We start from the raw sequence: 16,052 nt of genomic DNA on the forward strand, positions 1-16,052 counted from the left end.
CCACCCTACAAATTTTCTAAAAATGAAGAAAGAGACAAAAGGAATATAAAAATGGATGGAGCACTGATAGGCATCGTAATTGGCATTTTAGCCATGATGGGCATGATCATTAAAACAAGAATCCCAGTGGCGCTTGCGATGATTATTGCAAGTATCATCATGGGGCTATTCGCTGGTATGGCACCAACAGAGCTGATCAACGCAATTAAAGCCGGTTTTGGTGGCGTGCTTGGTGGTATTGGTTTGATTATCGCGTTCGGCGTTATCATGGGCGCGTGTTTCGAGCGTTCTGGTGCGGCTGTTAGAATGGCAAAAACGTTTGTAAAGCTGTGTGGTAAAGGTCGTGAAGACTTAGCACTAGGTTTTACAGGTGTACTTGTCGCTATCCCAGTTTTCTGTGACTCTGCGTACATTATTTTACACTCTCTTGTTCGCGCAATTTCACGTGACACAGGTAAATCAGCGGTTGGCTTAGGTGTGACTCTGGCGCTTGGCCTACTGATCACTCATGCGCTTGTGCCACCAACACCGGGTCCAGTTGCTGTGGCTGGAATTCTGGGTGTAGATCTAGGTGAATACATGTTATGGGGTTTGATGGTTTCTATCCCTATGATGCTTCTTTCTATGATTTATATTCGCCGAGTAGGTAACGAGTACTACCGCGTACCAAACGGTGAGACATGGATTACTAACCAAGCTGATTGGGCAAACCTTGAGAAAGTAAAAGAAACAGATGACAGAGAGCTACCAAGTAACTTTTTATCATTCGGTCCAATTCTGCTGCCAATCGCATTCATCCTAATCAACACGCTTGTTGGTCAAGGTGACACTGCAATGCACAACGTTATTTCGTTGATTGGTAACCCAGTGGTTGCTGTTGGTATCGGTGTTCTTATGGCGCTATACGGTCTTACTCGTCATATTGAGCGCAAAGACATGGTTAGCTCTATGGATGATGCTCTGTCTACTACAGGTCTAATTCTTGTGGTAACTGGCTGTGGTGGCGCAATGGGTGCAGTACTTAAAGCATCAGGTGCTGGCCCTCAAGTAGCCGAAGCTATCGCGAGCAGCGGTATTCCACCTCTACTTGTACCACTAGCAATTGCTTCAATGCTTCGTCTAATCCAAGGTTCAGCAACGGCATCAATGATGGTTGCAGCAACGATGACGCTGCCATTGGTTGAAACGTTAGGTCTAGACCCAGTATTCGTAGCACTTGCATGTGCGGTAGGTCCGGTTGGCTTCTCTCATTTGAACGATTCATACTTCCACATCATTAACCGTACGTTAGGTATTACTGAACTTGCTGACCAAATTAAGATCTGGTCTGTGTCTTCAACTATCGCATGGGCGATTGGTGCAAGCATCATCATGATTCTAAACTTAGTGTTTGGTAAAGGCGGTACGTTGATCGACCCACTGATTCCAATTGCGGTTCTAGGTGCTGTATTCGTGTGGCTAAAAAGCAAAGAGAAATCACAAGTAAAGACAGCCGTTACTAACTAATACTACTTACCTTTATATACTGCCCCTATTAAGTGATTAGCTTGCTGATCTTCAATAGGGGCATTTTTGGATCGGGCACTCATCAAAATTACTAATCTTTTGGATCTCTCAGTATGAAAATTGTTATTGCACCAGACTCGTTTAAAGAATCTCTATCGGCTGTATCTGTGGCGGCGTGTATTGAAAAGGGCTTTTGTGAAATCTTCCCAGACGCTGAATACGTAACATTGCCTTTGGCTGATGGTGGTGAAGGGACTGTGGATGTATTGCTCCAAGGGCTTGTTGGTGAAAAGCGACATAGGCAAGTCGAAGGGCCGTTAGGGCAACAAGTTAATGCTGAATGGGCGATGCTTGAGTCATCCAATAGCAACCCGAACAAAACGGCACTGGTTGAAATTGCTGCTGCATCGGGTTTGGACTTGTTGAAACCAGAGCAGCGTGATCCATTGATTGCTTCTTCATTCGGAACGGGGCAATTGATTTTGGAGGCGATAGAGCAGGGCGCTCAAACGATTATTCTTGGATTGGGTGGCAGTGCAACTAATGATGGCGGTGCAGGTATTGTTCAAGCATTAGGTGGGACACTGTTAGATAATGCAGGGCAAGAGCTTAACCGAGGTGGCGTTGCACTAGCTGATTTATCATCGATTGATCTTACTGGTTTAGATTCACGCTATGCTGATATCGAGTTAATTGTGGCGTGCGATGTCGATAATCCGTTGTGTGGTGATAACGGTGCTAGCCATATATTCGGCCCACAAAAAGGCGCAAGCCCAGAACAAGTTGTGATTCTTGATAAGGCGCTTGAGAATTTTGCTCAAGTAGTTGAATCGCAAGGTTGTGTTCGTGGGGATGATCCCGTTCACAAGCGTACTGGTTATGGCGCGGCTGGTGGTGCTCCAATGGGGCTTGGTTTGTTGTTTAACATGCAGATTAAACCGGGTATTGAGATGGTGCTTGATGTTTTGCAAGCCGATGAAGTATTGAAAGGCGCAGATCTTGTGATTACCGGTGAAGGGCAAATGGACAATCAAACTCTGCAAGGAAAGACGCCTTATGGCATTGCCAAACGTGCGAGCTTACAAGGCATTCCGACCATAGGGATTGCAGGTTCTTTAGGTACAGAAGTCGAAGCCTTGTATGGTGAAATGAACAGCTTGTTTGGTACAGTGCGCTCTCCTCAGTCACTCGAGCAAGTACTGCGAGAAGCTGAATTGAACCTAACCAGAACGGCGAGGAACATTGCCTCAACTCTGAGGTTAGGCCATGCCATTTTTAAATAAACCGAAGTTATACATAGGCTTATTCGCAGTGAAGTTCAATAGGTTTCATAGATAACAACGATAAATATAAACGATTATATTTTCTGCCAACTCAGGTCTATTCTTTATCCATATTGTTTTAGTGGTTTTTAAAGTATTGAATCCACTTAAATCTAAGATGTGGCAACGATGCGATATCTTTAACCTTAAGGAATAGACCATGAGTAAAAAACTGACCACAGCTGCGGGTTGTCCTGTCGCTCATAACCAGAATGTTCAAACGGCGGGCAAACGTGGTCCACAACTTCTTCAAGACGTTTGGTTTTTGGAGAAATTGGCCCATTTTGATCGTGAAGTGATTCCAGAGCGTCGTATGCACGCGAAAGGCTCAGGTGCTTACGGCACATTTACCGTTACACACGACATCACAAAATACACCAAGGCAAAATTGTTCTCTGAAATAGGTAAAAAAACCGACTTGTTTGCACGTTTCACAACAGTTGCGGGTGAGCGCGGTGCTGCCGATGCTGAACGTGATATTCGTGGCTTTGCATTAAAGTTTTATACTGAAGAAGGCAACTGGGATATGGTGGGCAACAACACGCCAGTATTCTTCCTTCGTGATCCTCTTAAGTTCCCTGACTTAAACCACGCGGTGAAACGTGACCCACGCACCAACATGCGTAGCGCGAAAAACAACTGGGATTTCTGGACTTCTTTGCCGGAAGCTCTGCACCAAATTACTATCGTAATGAGTGACCGTGGTATCCCTGCGACTTACCGTCACATGCACGGCTTTGGTAGCCACACGTTCAGCTTCATCAACGCTGATAACGAACGTTTCTGGGTGAAATTCCACTTCAAATCTCAGCAAGGTATTAAGAACCTTTCTGATGCAGAAGCGGCACAAGTGATCGGTGATGATCGCGAAAGCCACCAACGTGATTTGCTAGACAGCATCGATAACCAAGATTTCCCGAAATGGACGTTGAAAGTACAAGTGATGCCAGAAGCGGATGCAGCGAAGGTTCCATACAACCCGTTCGATTTGACTAAGATCTGGCCTCATGCAGATTACCCGTTGATCGAAGTGGGCGAATTTGAGCTAAATCGTAACCCGCAAAACTTCTTCGCAGAAGTAGAGCAGTCAGCATTCAACCCAGCGAACGTAGTTCCAGGTATCAGCTTCTCGCCAGACAAGATGCTGCAAGGTCGTCTGTTTGCTTACGGTGATGCACAACGTTACCGTTTGGGTGTAAACCATCAGCACATTCCAGTGAATGCGCCTCGTTGCCCAGTACACAGCTACCACCGTGATGGCGCGATGCGTGTCGATGGTAACTTCGGTGGCACATTAGGTTATGAGCCAAACAACGAAGGTCAATGGGCTGAGCAACCAGATTTCGCTGAACCAGCACTGAACCTAGATGGCGCAGCAGCACACTGGGATCACCGCGAAGATGAAGATTACTTCTCGCAACCGGGTGACTTGTTCCGCCTAATGACACCAGAGAAGCAAGCGATTCTTTTTGATAACACTGCTCGCAACCTAGGCGGCGTGCCAAAAGAGATTCAATTGCGTCACCTAAGACACTGTTACAAAGCTGACCCTGCATACGGTGAAGGCATTGGTAAACTGCTTGAAATCGACGTGAGCGAATTTAAGTCGTAATCAATCATCTTGATTCGTTAATTGAAAGGCCGTTGAGTGAATCACTCAACGGCCTTTTTTGATCTCGCTGTTTATTAAGCAACCCTAAATCATTGAAAAATTTAATAATCCACATTGATAGTTTTTACCTATCGAATTGATAAATCTATCCCATTATCTTTGTAAGAGTGATGGGATTATTCTACGACTATCAGTTTATAAAGTAGAAGAGTTTGAGATGAATAAGAGCGCATTAATCGTTGAAGGTGGAGCAATGAGAGGCATTTTTGCTGCCGGAGTTTTAGACGCCTTTATGCAAGACGATTTCCGTCCTTATGACTTTGCCATCGGCGTATCTGCAGGTGTGTCGAATCTGGTTGGCTACTTATCTCATGCACCAAAACGCAGTTATGATGTGATCACCACGATGGCGACGGATAAGACCTTCTTCAACCCTGCTCGCTTTGCCAAGGGCGGTAACTTAGTGGACGTTAAGTGGTTATGGAACGAATCCAATCAACGTTATCCGCTGGACTGTGGCGAGCTATTTTCAAGTATCCCACTCATTGCTGCTGTCACAAATGTCGATACGGGCAGTGCAGACTACTACCATATTAAGCCAGAAAACCTTTCTAATGTTGTTGAAGCAACAACGGCTTTACCTATCGCTTACCGTGAAACTCCGTGTTTCTCTGGTGGCTGTTATACCGATGGCGGTGTAGCCGATTCGATTCCGGTTCGTGAAGCATATCGCCGTGGCGCACGCGATATTACCGTGATTCTGTCTCACCCATTGAGCTACCGAATGAAGCCTCAAAAGCACCAATGGATGCTGAAGAAACTATTAAAGAAATTCCCAAATATTGCTGAATCGATGGCGGTGCGTGCTGAAAACTACAACCAGTCTCTGGAGTTCATTCGTAACCCACCCAAAGATGCGACCATTAAAGTGATAGCGCCGCCAGAAGCGTTCGCAGTAAAGCGTTTAACTATGGATCAAAGTACTCTTAATGCAGGTTATGAGATGGGCATTAAAGCGGGTGAAGAGCACCTTGCCATTCGAAAAGGCGTGTATGGTTTAGACACCGAAGATTGTCATTTCTGCGTCTAGGAACGTTTTTAGGATACAGGATAAACGACAAAGCCACGCTGTTCACTTCAGAATAGCGTGGCTTTGTATTTGTAGACCTAGTTTGTTTTTAACTCAGTCTGCTATTAACTCAATTAGCGATTAAACGAGTTCGTTACCGCTGGTGTTGCCAGCAAAGAAGGCATCAACACTGGTGAGCGTTGTATTGGCGATGTTGAACAGAGCATCTTTGGTCAAGAAAGCTTGGTGACCTGTGAACAATACATTGTGACAAGCAGATAGACGGCGGAACACATCATCGACAATCACGTCATTTGATTTGTCTTGGAAGAACAGCTCTTTCTCGTTGTCATACACATCAAGACCAAGTGCGCCAATCTTACTCTGTTTAAGCGCTTCGATAGCAGCTGTGGAATCCAGTAGTTCACCACGGCTGGTGTTGACAATCATCACGCCGTCTTTCATCTTCTCAAACGCAGTCGCATCTAATAGGTGGTAGTTCTCTTTACTCATTGGGCAGTGTAGAGAAATCACATCAGACTCTTGGTAAAGTTCGTCGAGTTCAACGTATTTAGCGCCTAACTCAACAGCTAACGGGTTTGGATATGGGTCATAGCATAGGATATTCATGCCTAAACCCTTCAGAATTCGCATCGTCGCTAGGCCAATCTTACCCGAGCCAATCATACCGACCGTTTTACCGTGGAAGTTAAAGCCAACTAACCCCTCAAGAGAGAAGTTCGCATCACGAGTGCGTTGGTATGCCTTGTGTAGTTTACGGTTCAAACACATCATCATGCCAACCGTGTGTTCTGCTACCGATTCTGGTGAGTAAGCCGGAACGCGAACCACTTGCAGACCAAACTCTTTGGCTGCGTCTAGGTCGACCTTGTCAAAGCCCGCACAGCGCATCGCGATTAACTTGGTGCGGCCTTGAGCAAGAATCTCTAACACGTCTCGCGATAGGTCATCGTTTACAAACGCACAAACCACTTCGTTGTCGTGCGCCATTTTTGCTGTTGTTGTGGTGAGTCGAAAATCGTGAAAATGAAACTCAGCGTTGAGTTCGCCTTTTGCCAGTTCGAATGATTTTTCGTCGTATGATTTTGAGCTAAAAAAAGCAATGTTGAGCATGGCTTCCTCTCTTACCTAAAATATAAATAACCCACTGATTCATTCTCTGAAACGGGATTAAAACAAGGGCATGTTGGCCTTTCGCGGTTAAGTTTTGTTCGAGATAAAATCGTTTTAATCGCGACGAGAGGTTTGCCGCCTAGTCATTCTAAGCAAAACCCTCTCAACAAAGAGTAAAACGATTTTAGCCGAACCCTTCGGGCAGTGTTTGTGGTTCCTTTCTACAGCGTTATCGAATTCTCATGTAGGCGAGCTACACGTCGAATTCTCTGCCTTGTATAAATAACCCACAAACGGCTGCAAAAATCAGCTCGATAGGTCAACATGCCCTACAACTCTGTTCAGTGTGCTAGAGTTTTTTTCTCTTGTCTATCACCATTAGTCATTGTAATTGCTATGGTTATTTGATCTTTTGTCTTCACTTATTGAACATTAAAAATCACATTACGAGGTTGCTTGCTTATAAGTTCATCAATATTGAATGAATCTTACTTTCGGGTGTGGAACGTTGAATTTTCCAGTGTGACGGAATACGTAAATGACTCATATAAAACCTCTTCTCTAACTGTTCTTTGAAAGTTGTGCTTCTGTCTAACGAGTGGTGGTTGTTATTTACCAGTAGTTCTCACTGCTGAATTGACCGGGTTTTCTGCGTAAGTGCTTTTCGAAACCTAAGCTAGTTAGCGCTTCGCTTGTGTCACGAACCATTTGCGGATTGCCGCAAAGGTAGAAAAAACTGCGGGTTTGATTGAAAGCGACAGACGCGGCTTGCTCGAGGTCGCCTCCAAGTAACAAATTTGGGATTCGTCCGCGCAAAGTTCCGGTAACTGATTCTCTAGAAATAATTGGCACATATTTAAGTCTCCCTTGAAAGTGATTAACGAGTTGAGTGATACGATCTCGATAAGTCAGGTCTTGCTCTGTTCTTACAGCATGCACTAGAACCAGATTCTTGAATGAAGAGGCTTTGTCTGAAGCCAACTCATTTTGCTGTATCTGCATGCTCTCAAGTATTGAGATAAATGGGCCTACCGCGGTTCCGGTTGAAAGCATCCATAGATCGTCGGCGATCTCTGGGATCTCATCTAAGGTCATAAAGCCACTTGGGTCTTTGCCGACAAAGATGTCATCGCCCATCTTCAACTCATGAAGTTGAGGTGAAAGCTGACCGTTCTGATCCTTAATAATCAAAAATTCCAGATGTTGATGACCTTGTTCGTGCTCTGGCGCGTTCACCATCGAATAGGCGCGTCTTACGAACTCATCCTCACTGTTAAGTAAGCCAAGTTTCGTGAACTGACCTGCCTGATAAGAAGAGACAGGTGCACTAACCTGGAGTGAGAACAATCGATCTGTCCATTCTGTTTTGTTTAGGACTTTGCCTGTAACTAAACCATGAGGAATATCTGTCATATCATCCACCTTTAAGAAGAGAAGTTATCTCATTAAGGATACTCAACTATTTACACTTTAGAGTTGCATGTACCACGCCAATAGTGAGAATGCTTATCAATACTGATTAAAGGTTAATTATTGGGTCGAATGTTGTCAAAAAGACAATATACTATTTGAGTCCAAATGACTCGTGCATGTGTTTTGGTTTCGTTTTAATAGACTTTAGCTGGTTGAACATCGTTAACATAGGTTGAGTGGTTTGACCCCTAGGATATTCAATCAATTACTGAAGAGAATAATTTATAGATGCGTATAATGGCGGCTTTCGTTCTCAATATAACTGTGTTTTATGCTTGATAATCTTCGTATGGCCTTGAACGTATTGTTCGTGACCATTAATACTGCATTCACCGCATTGGCTGTGAGCCTGTTTGCCCTAATCAAACTTATTTTGCCAATTTCTGTCGTTCAAAAATCATGCACTCGCTTAGCTAACTTCACATTCTGGTGTTGGGCTTCTCTTAATTTATGGATGTTGAACGCCAATAACGATATCGAATGGCAAGTGGAAGGGGGGGAAGATATTTCGACCAAGCAGTGGTATTTGATGATGTCTAACCACCTAAGCTGGGCAGATATTGTGATTTTGTCTTCAATCCTAAAAGACAAAATGCCGATGACGAAGTACTTCTTGAAACATGAATTGTTGTACGTACCATTTGTTGGCTTGGCCTGCTGGGGCTTAGATATGCCATTCATGAGACGCCACTCTCGTGAGTTCCTATTACGCAACCCAGAACGCCGTAATGATGATTTTAATGCAATCAATAAAGCGTGTACTAAGTTCAAATTAGCACCGACAACATTGGTTAATTTTGTTGAAGGGACTCGTGCAAACCACGAGAAACTGGCGTCAGCAAAGACCCCTTATCGCCACTTATTGAAGCCGAAAACTGGGGGCGTGGCATTTGCTTTATCTGCAATGGGCCCAATTTTGGATGGCATCGTGGATGTGACCTTAGCTTACCCTGAAAACCAAACCTCTCCGTTTGAAGATATGCTGAAGGGCAAAATGACTAAGGTCGTTGTGCGTATTAAATTGCATCCAATGGATGAGAACGTGAACGGTAATTACTTTGAAGATAAGGCTTTTAAACGTCGCTTCCACAATTGGTTGAACAGCACGTGGAAAGAGAAAGACGTCTACCTTGATACGGTTTATGGGGTTGATAAGCCTTCTGAGGTAGAGACAGTTGACGAGCCTGATGTGGCTTATAAGAAACAAGAACAGTAAGCTAAAACTGAATCGATAGCATTAATAAAGCCGATAGCTCATTGAACTATCGGCTTTTTTATTAATTTGACTTTCTTAATATTCAAACCATTAAGTTAGTACTTACTATGGCTTAACCGCCTGGTAAGCATCAATAATATGCTTTACTTGGCTAGGTTTGCCTTGCTTCTCTTGTCCTTGATGGATACGTAAGTAGTGCTGCAATGTTTTGGCTTTGTATTGCTGTGATACCTTCACTTGTTCATCACAACTTGGTGTCCAGATCTTGTCACCGACGTTTGATATCTCGCTAACGGTTTGGCTCTTTTCTGAATCACCGCGACTATTACTCACCAATAAAATCTCGTAGTAACGACGGTTCTCTTCAATCAACACTTCATCAATAAGACCAAAATGGATCGCCTTTAAATGGCTTCTCAACTCGAATTGCTGATGCACCGGACAAAGCAAGAAATCGATCGCTTTGTCTGGGTGTTGACGATGAATATCATCGACGAGCTTTTGAGTAAGATCGCCACCGACGCCCGCAATAATCACCAGGTGTTTGCCAGTATGTTTCTCAAGCGGGATAGCGGCGACATCCATACAGTAGACTTGCCATTGGCTAGTCACTTTCTGTTCTGCTATTGCACCTTGCGGAAAGTAACGCGTAAGTTTGCTTTCCAAATCGCTCATAAGAGACGGGACAATATCGACAAAGTGAAGCTGAGGTGCTTTGTTATCCGACAACAGTTGAACACCCAAGAAGCCGTGATCACAACAACAGTCCCAAATATGTTGGTAGTCATTGCTGACAAGGGAATGGAGAGTTTGCAGTCGGTTACTTAGCTTCATAAGGCTCGTGTCGTTAGAAAAGGGGTATTGTCGTGTTGAACGCGCATTGTAATGACTTTCCATAAAAACAAAAGCACCTAGGGTATGAATCCTAGGTGCTTTGTTTTCATCGGTATCCAAGTAAAGGATAAAGTGAGCTTGTTAGGACAACCTATGAAGCCTTTGCAACAGCCCTGATGTGGCCTTCAACTCGATTTTTTCCAAGCTGTTGAGCAATCAACTTTGCTTGCTCCGCCAGTGCTAGAGCTGTATCTGGCTCTCCCTCTATTTGTGAAAAACCGACACTCACGCCTAAAGAGAGGCTGATGTCTGGCGTCACAATAGTTTTCTCTGCTACGCCAATTCGGCACTGGTCTAGTTGGAACTTGGCGTCGTTGCCGTCGTTTGCTTTAAATAATACTGCGAACTCTTTGCCTCCAATACGAGCAAGGCATAGTCCTTTAGGCTTCGGAAAGTACGAGCGTAGTGCTTCTGCTGTCAGCTTGATCATCTTGTCACCCACAGCTTCACCATAAGCACGGTTCACGTGGTCAAAATTATCGATATCGAGTAGAGCTATATAGGTTTCAGGCTGGTTGGCGTAGTTTTCCAGTGCAATATTAAAGCTACTTTTGTTGTCTAATTGCGTCATCAAGTCCTTGCTACTCAACTGGTGCTGAAGCAGTAAGTTGGACAGTGAGACTTCCGTGTAATCTCTGATCATTCGTAGAATACTCTGGCTGATCGGTAAGTTTACGTTTACGTACAACACTGCGATCAACTGCTGACGAGAGTGCAAAGGAATACAGTAATGACGTTGGTGTATTTTGAGTTTACACGCCAGTGGATCGGCGTACTTACCACTTCGGTAAGCCATAGTGTCCGGTGTAAATCGCTCTGCAAGGGCTTTGTCACAATGTACCGTGGATTTGTTTCCGTGATAGTCGATGGTACTGAATGCGTGGTTCTCAAGCTGATAGAGACAGAATTGAATGCCTTTTTGGTAGGTGAAACTATCCAGTATGGATTTTAACTCTCGCTTAAAGCTTACAAGGTCATCGACTTTATTCAGTTGCGACAAGGACACGTTCAAACGATAAGCCAGATAGTTGGCACCAATCCACAATAGCAGGAGTGAGCCCAGTACTAAGCCCGTCAACGTAAATTGATGTGAGCTGGTTAAGATGTCATGGCGGTCAGTGCCCGCAATGAACACCCAATTTAAGCTGTTGTCTGCGTCAAATACCGATATTTTGAAGTTATCTTGATAGTAATATTCGTGCTTACCAACGGTTTCACCTTGTGAGAGTTGGTGGCTGATCCCTGCATGGAAGCTGATGGATTTAGAACCGATACGCTGTGGATCCGGGTGGAATACCAGTCGCTCTGTTGCTCTGTCTACAACAAATACATAGCCATTATTAAGCGTTTCTAAATCTCTTAAACCTTGCGTGGTATGCATTAAATCAAACTCAATCCATATTTCTTCGTTGAGCTTTTCTGCAGTGTGTTTAACGGCGAAAACCCATCGTCCATCGGCTTTTTGGTAAACGGAAGAGATGTAAAAATCTTCTACAACACCGTCTATTGAATGCCATTGTATTGTGGCGATTTGTTCATTGGAAAGAGGAAGGCCACGAGTGGAGACATAATGTTGGGAGTTAGGTTGGTATCGAACGATATCGGAGAAATTTGGTGTTCTTCTTAGAATATTATCACTCAATTCTCTGAATTTTTTATCACCGATTGGAGCCGTTTTAGGCAAGCCTAGACTGGTTTCTAAAAAATAGAGTTTGCCGAATGTGGCTTCGATGTTGGAACGAATGGTAGAGCTTGCGATACGAATGTTTGATGATGATTGTTCTGTTGCTGCTGTTTCTACTTTTTCAAGCTGAGTCATAGCAAGATAGAGCATCCCTCCAGTTAATAAAATAATGTATGGTTTAAAAAGCCGAATTAATGTTTTAGGTAAAGCCATGATATCCAAAGACGTTATAGATTCATTTTTATAGTACGGCAATACTAAACAGTTTCATTAACCACATCAATGCAAATGATTCCATATGGATGAATGATTTTTGTGATATTCAGCTAACAAAAAAGCCAGCTGTAAATATAACTGGCTTCTATGGTTTTCGGTGTTTTATTAAGCTGACTAAGCTTTTGCTTTAATCAAATCAGCCTGATCTGGCGAATAGTGCAAAATTGCCATCGAAGTTGGCGACAACAACATTTCACCTTCTGCATGACCGGGTTTAACGTTTCGCAAGTTGGTATCACAGATGGTTACCCAGTTTTGTTCACGGTCATTCGGTAACGAGAAACGTGCTGGCGCATTGGTTTGGTTGATAAGATAAATTAACTCGTCGCCATCTTTACCAATACCTAAATGCAAAGCGACTGAGCTTAAGCGGTTCCAGTCGTCATGCTCCATAAGTGTGCCATCGACACGGCTCCAGAAGATGCGGTTAGAGTTACGCTTTTCGCCACTGAATGCCTTAATAAACGGCACCATGTATTGCTGACGAGCAGAGATCATTTCAGATAACCAAGTCTTGAAGTAAGTCTTGCGCTCTGAATCTTCCCAGTTAAGCCAGCTGGTCACGCCATCTTGGCAGTAAGCGTTGTTGTTACCTTTTTGAGTATGAGATAACACATCGGCCGTCAAAATATGAGGAATACCAAAAGCAAACAGCAGGCTCGCCATGAAGTTGCGTTTCTGCTTTTCACGTGTTGCGATAACTAACAGGTTTTCGGTTTCACCTTCAACACCGTAGTTTTCAGAACGGTTATCACCATGCCCATCGCGGTTATTCTCACCATTTTCTTCATTGTGCTTGTGCTTGTACGAGACAAGGTCCTGCATGGTGAAGCCATCATGGTAAGTGATGTAGTTGACGGTGAGTTTGTAAGGCCAGTGCGCTGCACTGTAGATATCACGAGAGCCCATTAGGCGTGTAGCAAACTCTTTTAGGTAACCCTGATCACCGCGCCAGAAGCTACGTGTGATGTCTCTCAGCTTGTCATTGCATTCATTCCAACCAAGCGGGAAATTACCCACTTGATAACCATTAGGACCAATATCCCACGGCTCTGCGATTAACTTAGTTTCTTTAAGTACAGGGTCTTGAGCTACGGCTTTAAAGAAAGCAGCCTCAGGGTTGTAGTTGTCACCTTCGCGCCCCAGTGTCGCTGCCAAGTCAAAACGGAAGCCGTCGACTTGGAATTCACTCACCCAGTACCGAAGTGTATCCATCACTAAGTTGAGTGCAGGTTGGTGGGTAAGGTCGACGGTGTTTCCACAGCCAGTGAAGTTCGCGTAATGGCAGCCATGTTTAATGTAGTAGCGGCTATCGAGTGCTTTTAGGTTGAAGGTGGTTCCGCCTTCCCCACCTTCTGCTGTGTGGTTGTACACCACGTCTAGAATGACTTCGATGCCATTGCGGTGCAGTTCGCGAATCGCAGTCTTTAACTCGTTTACGGCATCTTTCTCTGCGTAGCGAGGGTCAGGCACCATAAACAAGTATGGGTTGTAACCCCAATAGTTCACTTTACCCATGTCTAATAGGTGTGGTTCATGCATGCATGCGGCAATGGGCAAAAGCTGTAGAGAGTTGATATTTTGCTGTTTGTAGAACGCAAGCATTTCAGGGCTCACTAACCCTAAGTAGCGTCCTTTAGTATTGGCAGCCACTTCTGGGTGCAGTTGAGATAGACCTTTTACATGCGTTTCAAAAAGAACGGTATCTTCGCGGCTAATGCGTGGCTTTTCTACATCTTGCCAATCGAAGGTGTCATCAACAACGACACATTTCGCCATAGCAAAGCTTTTTTCATTGGTATATGGCGTGACGTAATCGAGCGGTTCGCTTATTGCTTTGGCATACGGGTCTGAAAGCAGGATAGGGCCATTGTCCGTTTCGGCAATGAAGCCGTATTTTTGCCCCGCTTTAATACCATCAATAAAGACATATCTGATATCAGCGTATTCATTTTCCAATTTATAAGTGGTGAATTCGTCGTTCTCGTCAAAAAGAGCGAGTGAAAGAGATTTACAGTCAGGAGAATAAATAGAGAAGTTGCAGCCAGTGTTACCTAGCGTTGCGCCTAGCGGATAAGGGCGAGCGAGCGTTCTAGTCATTGCTTGATTTCTTGTTCGTTTATCAACATCAGTGAACTATTAGTAAAAGGCTTTGTCACAGTAAGGTCAAGCAACTTCACAGATTAATTACGGTAAAAAAATAATTCATCGATGAAGTTCAAATTATATATTTGAGCTAGATCTCACTTATGTTGAATAATTAGATCTGTGTGCTGTCTACTCCTCCTATATTAAGTGATCTACCTCTTTAAAACACCATTCTGTATATTTTCTACTCCCCTCTAGTCCCCCTTAATTAACTTAGGGGCGGAGGAAGTCAAACTTGTCATCCCCTCTTAATATTGACCCCGTTGAAACGAATCAGGGGAAACCCTAAACCTCTCTATCTTACGACTACCATTACTGCCTTTGGTTGCCGCAAGAGAGCAAAAATATAAAAACCTAAAATAAATCGTCCTTAATGGAGTTAAGAATGAAAAAAGTAAGTTTGATTGCTGCTGCAGTGGCAACTACATTAGCTGCTGGCTCTGCGTTCGCTGTAGATTTTAATGGCTACATGCGTGCTGGTACTGGTATTAGCGGTAACGGTAACGGCGACGTATCAGTAAATAAAAACGGTATTGGTCGTCTAGGTAACGAAAATGACAACTACTACGAGTTTGGTCTAGCTGAAGAACTAAAAACTGGCGAGCAAACGTGGCGCGTAGAATCTATGATTGCTCAAGGCAACAACGGTTCTAATGGTTGGGAAGACGGTGATTTCAACGTTGCACAATTTGCTGTTAAAGCTAAAGGCGTGATCGCTTCAGACAAAGAAGCAACGCTTTGGGCTGGTAAAACATACTACCAACGTAAAGATATCCACATCACTGACTTTTACTTCCTAAACACGTCAGGTACCGGTGGTGGTATTGAAAACTTATCTATTGGTGACCAGAAGCTTTCTGTTGCGCTGATTCAAGACGGTGACCACGACGAGTCTACAGGTTACATTTTTGATGCTCGTCTAGCGAACATTGGCCTATGGCAAGATGCATCTCTAGAGCTAGCATTAGCGTACAACTTTGCAACTGACTCTGATGATAAGAGTGAAGAAGCGGATGATGGCCTACTAGCTTCTGCGATCATTCACCAAGGTATGGATAACGGTTTCCACCAAACTATCCTTCAATACGGTACTAACGGTTACGGTGTTCAGGCGGCTAACTTCTGGGGTTCAGGTACATACTACGCTCGTGGTACTGAAGCATTCAACGATGCATCTGGTTTCCGTTTGATCAACTGGGGTGTAATGAACCTAGGCGAATCTTGGGAAATGGGTCACCAACTAGCATACCTATCTGGTAGCGACATCGGTGGTCAAGCTGCAGGCGTTTACACAAACAAAAACTTTGATATCGACCAGTACTCTGTAGTTGCTCGTCCAATGTTCAAGTGGAACGACACTATGCGTACTATCTTCGAAGCAGGTTACAATGCTGGTGAGAAAATTTCAGACAGCGGTTTAGCTAAAGAAGATTTCGGTAACGCTAAGTTCACAGTAGCTCAAGCTTGGGCTATGGGTGACAGCTTCTGGGCTCGTCCTGAAATTCGTGTTTACGGTTCTTACATCCTAGATACTGAAAACAAAGATGCATTCAACGGCGACGATACTGAGTACGTGTTCGGTATCCAAGCTGAAGCTTGGTGGTAAACACTTAGCTTAACAAATCCTAAACTGTCCTAATTCATAGCCGGCTCGCGTCGGCTATTTTTTTAAGGAATGTACGATTAAGTTGATCGTTCCCTAGGTGAATAGTTCTCTT

At 44.0% G+C, this 16,052-nt stretch carries 11 protein-coding genes; 6 read left to right on the forward strand and 5 right to left on the reverse strand.

Features of this window, described 5'->3' with window-relative positions; genetic code table 11:
• The first annotated feature begins 51 nt into the window (after positions 1 to 51).
• The 4 genes from F0229_RS11820 (at position 52) to F0229_RS11835 (ending at position 5,530) form a co-directional block, all read left to right on the forward strand.
• Positions 52 to 1,506, forward strand: a complete 1,455-nt coding sequence (locus tag F0229_RS11820; RefSeq protein WP_017086589.1) for a GntP family permease — start codon at positions 52 to 54, stop codon at positions 1,504 to 1,506.
• Positions 1,507 to 1,619: 113 nt separating this feature from the next.
• On the forward strand, positions 1,620 to 2,789 hold the full coding sequence (locus F0229_RS11825; RefSeq protein ID WP_171732926.1) for a glycerate kinase: 1,170 nt from the start codon (positions 1,620 to 1,622) through the stop codon (positions 2,787 to 2,789).
• Between the two features lie 199 nt (positions 2,790 to 2,988).
• On the forward strand, positions 2,989 to 4,440 hold the full coding sequence (locus F0229_RS11830) for a catalase (protein ID WP_017066332.1): 1,452 nt from the start codon (positions 2,989 to 2,991) through the stop codon (positions 4,438 to 4,440).
• A 217-nt stretch (positions 4,441 to 4,657) separates the two neighbouring features.
• Entirely contained in the window at positions 4,658 to 5,530 is an 873-nt protein-coding gene (locus tag F0229_RS11835) for a patatin family protein (RefSeq protein ID WP_017063996.1), read from the forward strand.
• Positions 5,531 to 5,650: 120 nt separating this feature from the next.
• Here F0229_RS11835 and F0229_RS11840 read toward each other — a convergent pair whose 3' ends face one another.
• Both F0229_RS11840 and F0229_RS11845 read right to left on the reverse strand, forming a co-directional pair.
• Positions 5,651 to 6,643 (reverse strand): 2-hydroxyacid dehydrogenase, encoded by a 993-nt coding sequence (locus tag F0229_RS11840; RefSeq protein ID WP_102398419.1) that lies wholly within the window; start codon positions 6,641 to 6,643, stop codon positions 5,651 to 5,653.
• A gap of 612 nt (positions 6,644 to 7,255) precedes the next feature.
• Positions 7,256 to 8,056, reverse strand: a complete 801-nt coding sequence (locus F0229_RS11845; RefSeq protein WP_171732927.1) for a ferredoxin--NADP reductase — start codon at positions 8,054 to 8,056, stop codon at positions 7,256 to 7,258.
• Between the two features lie 331 nt (positions 8,057 to 8,387).
• Between F0229_RS11845 and F0229_RS11850 the strand changes: the two genes are divergently transcribed.
• Complete coding sequence (locus F0229_RS11850; protein ID WP_017063993.1) at positions 8,388 to 9,332, forward strand: acyltransferase; 945 nt, start codon at positions 8,388 to 8,390, stop codon at positions 9,330 to 9,332.
• A 105-nt stretch (positions 9,333 to 9,437) separates the two neighbouring features.
• Here F0229_RS11850 and F0229_RS11855 read toward each other — a convergent pair whose 3' ends face one another.
• From F0229_RS11855 to glgX, 3 genes are all read right to left on the reverse strand, one after another.
• A complete protein-coding gene (locus tag F0229_RS11855; RefSeq protein WP_017069730.1) occupies positions 9,438 to 10,166 on the reverse strand; it encodes a tRNA (adenine(22)-N(1))-methyltransferase TrmK in 729 nt (242 codons plus the stop codon).
• Positions 10,167 to 10,317: 151 nt separating this feature from the next.
• A complete protein-coding gene (locus F0229_RS11860) occupies positions 10,318 to 12,060 on the reverse strand; it encodes a diguanylate cyclase (RefSeq protein WP_171732928.1) in 1,743 nt (580 codons plus the stop codon).
• Between the two features lie 240 nt (positions 12,061 to 12,300).
• Positions 12,301 to 14,286, reverse strand: coding sequence for a glycogen debranching protein GlgX (gene glgX / locus F0229_RS11865; RefSeq protein ID WP_017069732.1), 1,986 nt, complete (start codon positions 14,284 to 14,286; stop codon positions 12,301 to 12,303).
• Positions 14,287 to 14,719: 433 nt separating this feature from the next.
• On the opposite strand from glgX, the gene lamB reads away from it, so the two are divergent.
• Positions 14,720 to 15,940: a maltoporin LamB gene (lamB, locus tag F0229_RS11870; protein WP_171732929.1), complete on the forward strand. Its 1,221-nt coding sequence runs from the start codon at positions 14,720 to 14,722 to the stop codon at positions 15,938 to 15,940.
• The last annotated feature ends 112 nt before the right edge of the window (positions 15,941 to 16,052 follow it).

The organism is Vibrio sp. AIC-3 (assembly GCF_013114515.1).
Lineage (GTDB): Bacteria > Pseudomonadota > Gammaproteobacteria > Enterobacterales > Vibrionaceae > Vibrio > Vibrio crassostreae_C.

Excerpts from the sequence above, each read along its gene's own strand:
- F0229_RS11820 (WP_017086589.1), top strand. The coding sequence starts at position 52 with ATGGATGGAGCACTGATAGGCATCGTAATTGGCATTTTAGCCATGATG.
- F0229_RS11850 (WP_017063993.1), top strand. The coding sequence starts at position 8,388 with ATGCTTGATAATCTTCGTATGGCCTTGAACGTATTGTTCGTGACCATT.
- F0229_RS11855 (WP_017069730.1), bottom strand. The coding sequence starts at position 10,166 with ATGAAGCTAAGTAACCGACTGCAAACTCTCCATTCCCTTGTCAGCAAT.
- F0229_RS11825 (WP_171732926.1), top strand. The coding sequence starts at position 1,620 with ATGAAAATTGTTATTGCACCAGACTCGTTTAAAGAATCTCTATCGGCT.
- lamB (WP_171732929.1), top strand. The coding sequence starts at position 14,720 with ATGAAAAAAGTAAGTTTGATTGCTGCTGCAGTGGCAACTACATTAGCT.
- F0229_RS11860 (WP_171732928.1), bottom strand. The coding sequence starts at position 12,060 with ATGCTCTATCTTGCTATGACTCAGCTTGAAAAAGTAGAAACAGCAGCA.
- F0229_RS11830 (WP_017066332.1), top strand. The coding sequence starts at position 2,989 with ATGAGTAAAAAACTGACCACAGCTGCGGGTTGTCCTGTCGCTCATAAC.
- glgX (WP_017069732.1), bottom strand. The coding sequence starts at position 14,286 with ATGACTAGAACGCTCGCTCGCCCTTATCCGCTAGGCGCAACGCTAGGT.
- F0229_RS11840 (WP_102398419.1), bottom strand. The coding sequence starts at position 6,643 with ATGCTCAACATTGCTTTTTTTAGCTCAAAATCATACGACGAAAAATCA.
- F0229_RS11845 (WP_171732927.1), bottom strand. The coding sequence starts at position 8,056 with ATGACAGATATTCCTCATGGTTTAGTTACAGGCAAAGTCCTAAACAAA.
- F0229_RS11835 (WP_017063996.1), top strand. The coding sequence starts at position 4,658 with ATGAATAAGAGCGCATTAATCGTTGAAGGTGGAGCAATGAGAGGCATT.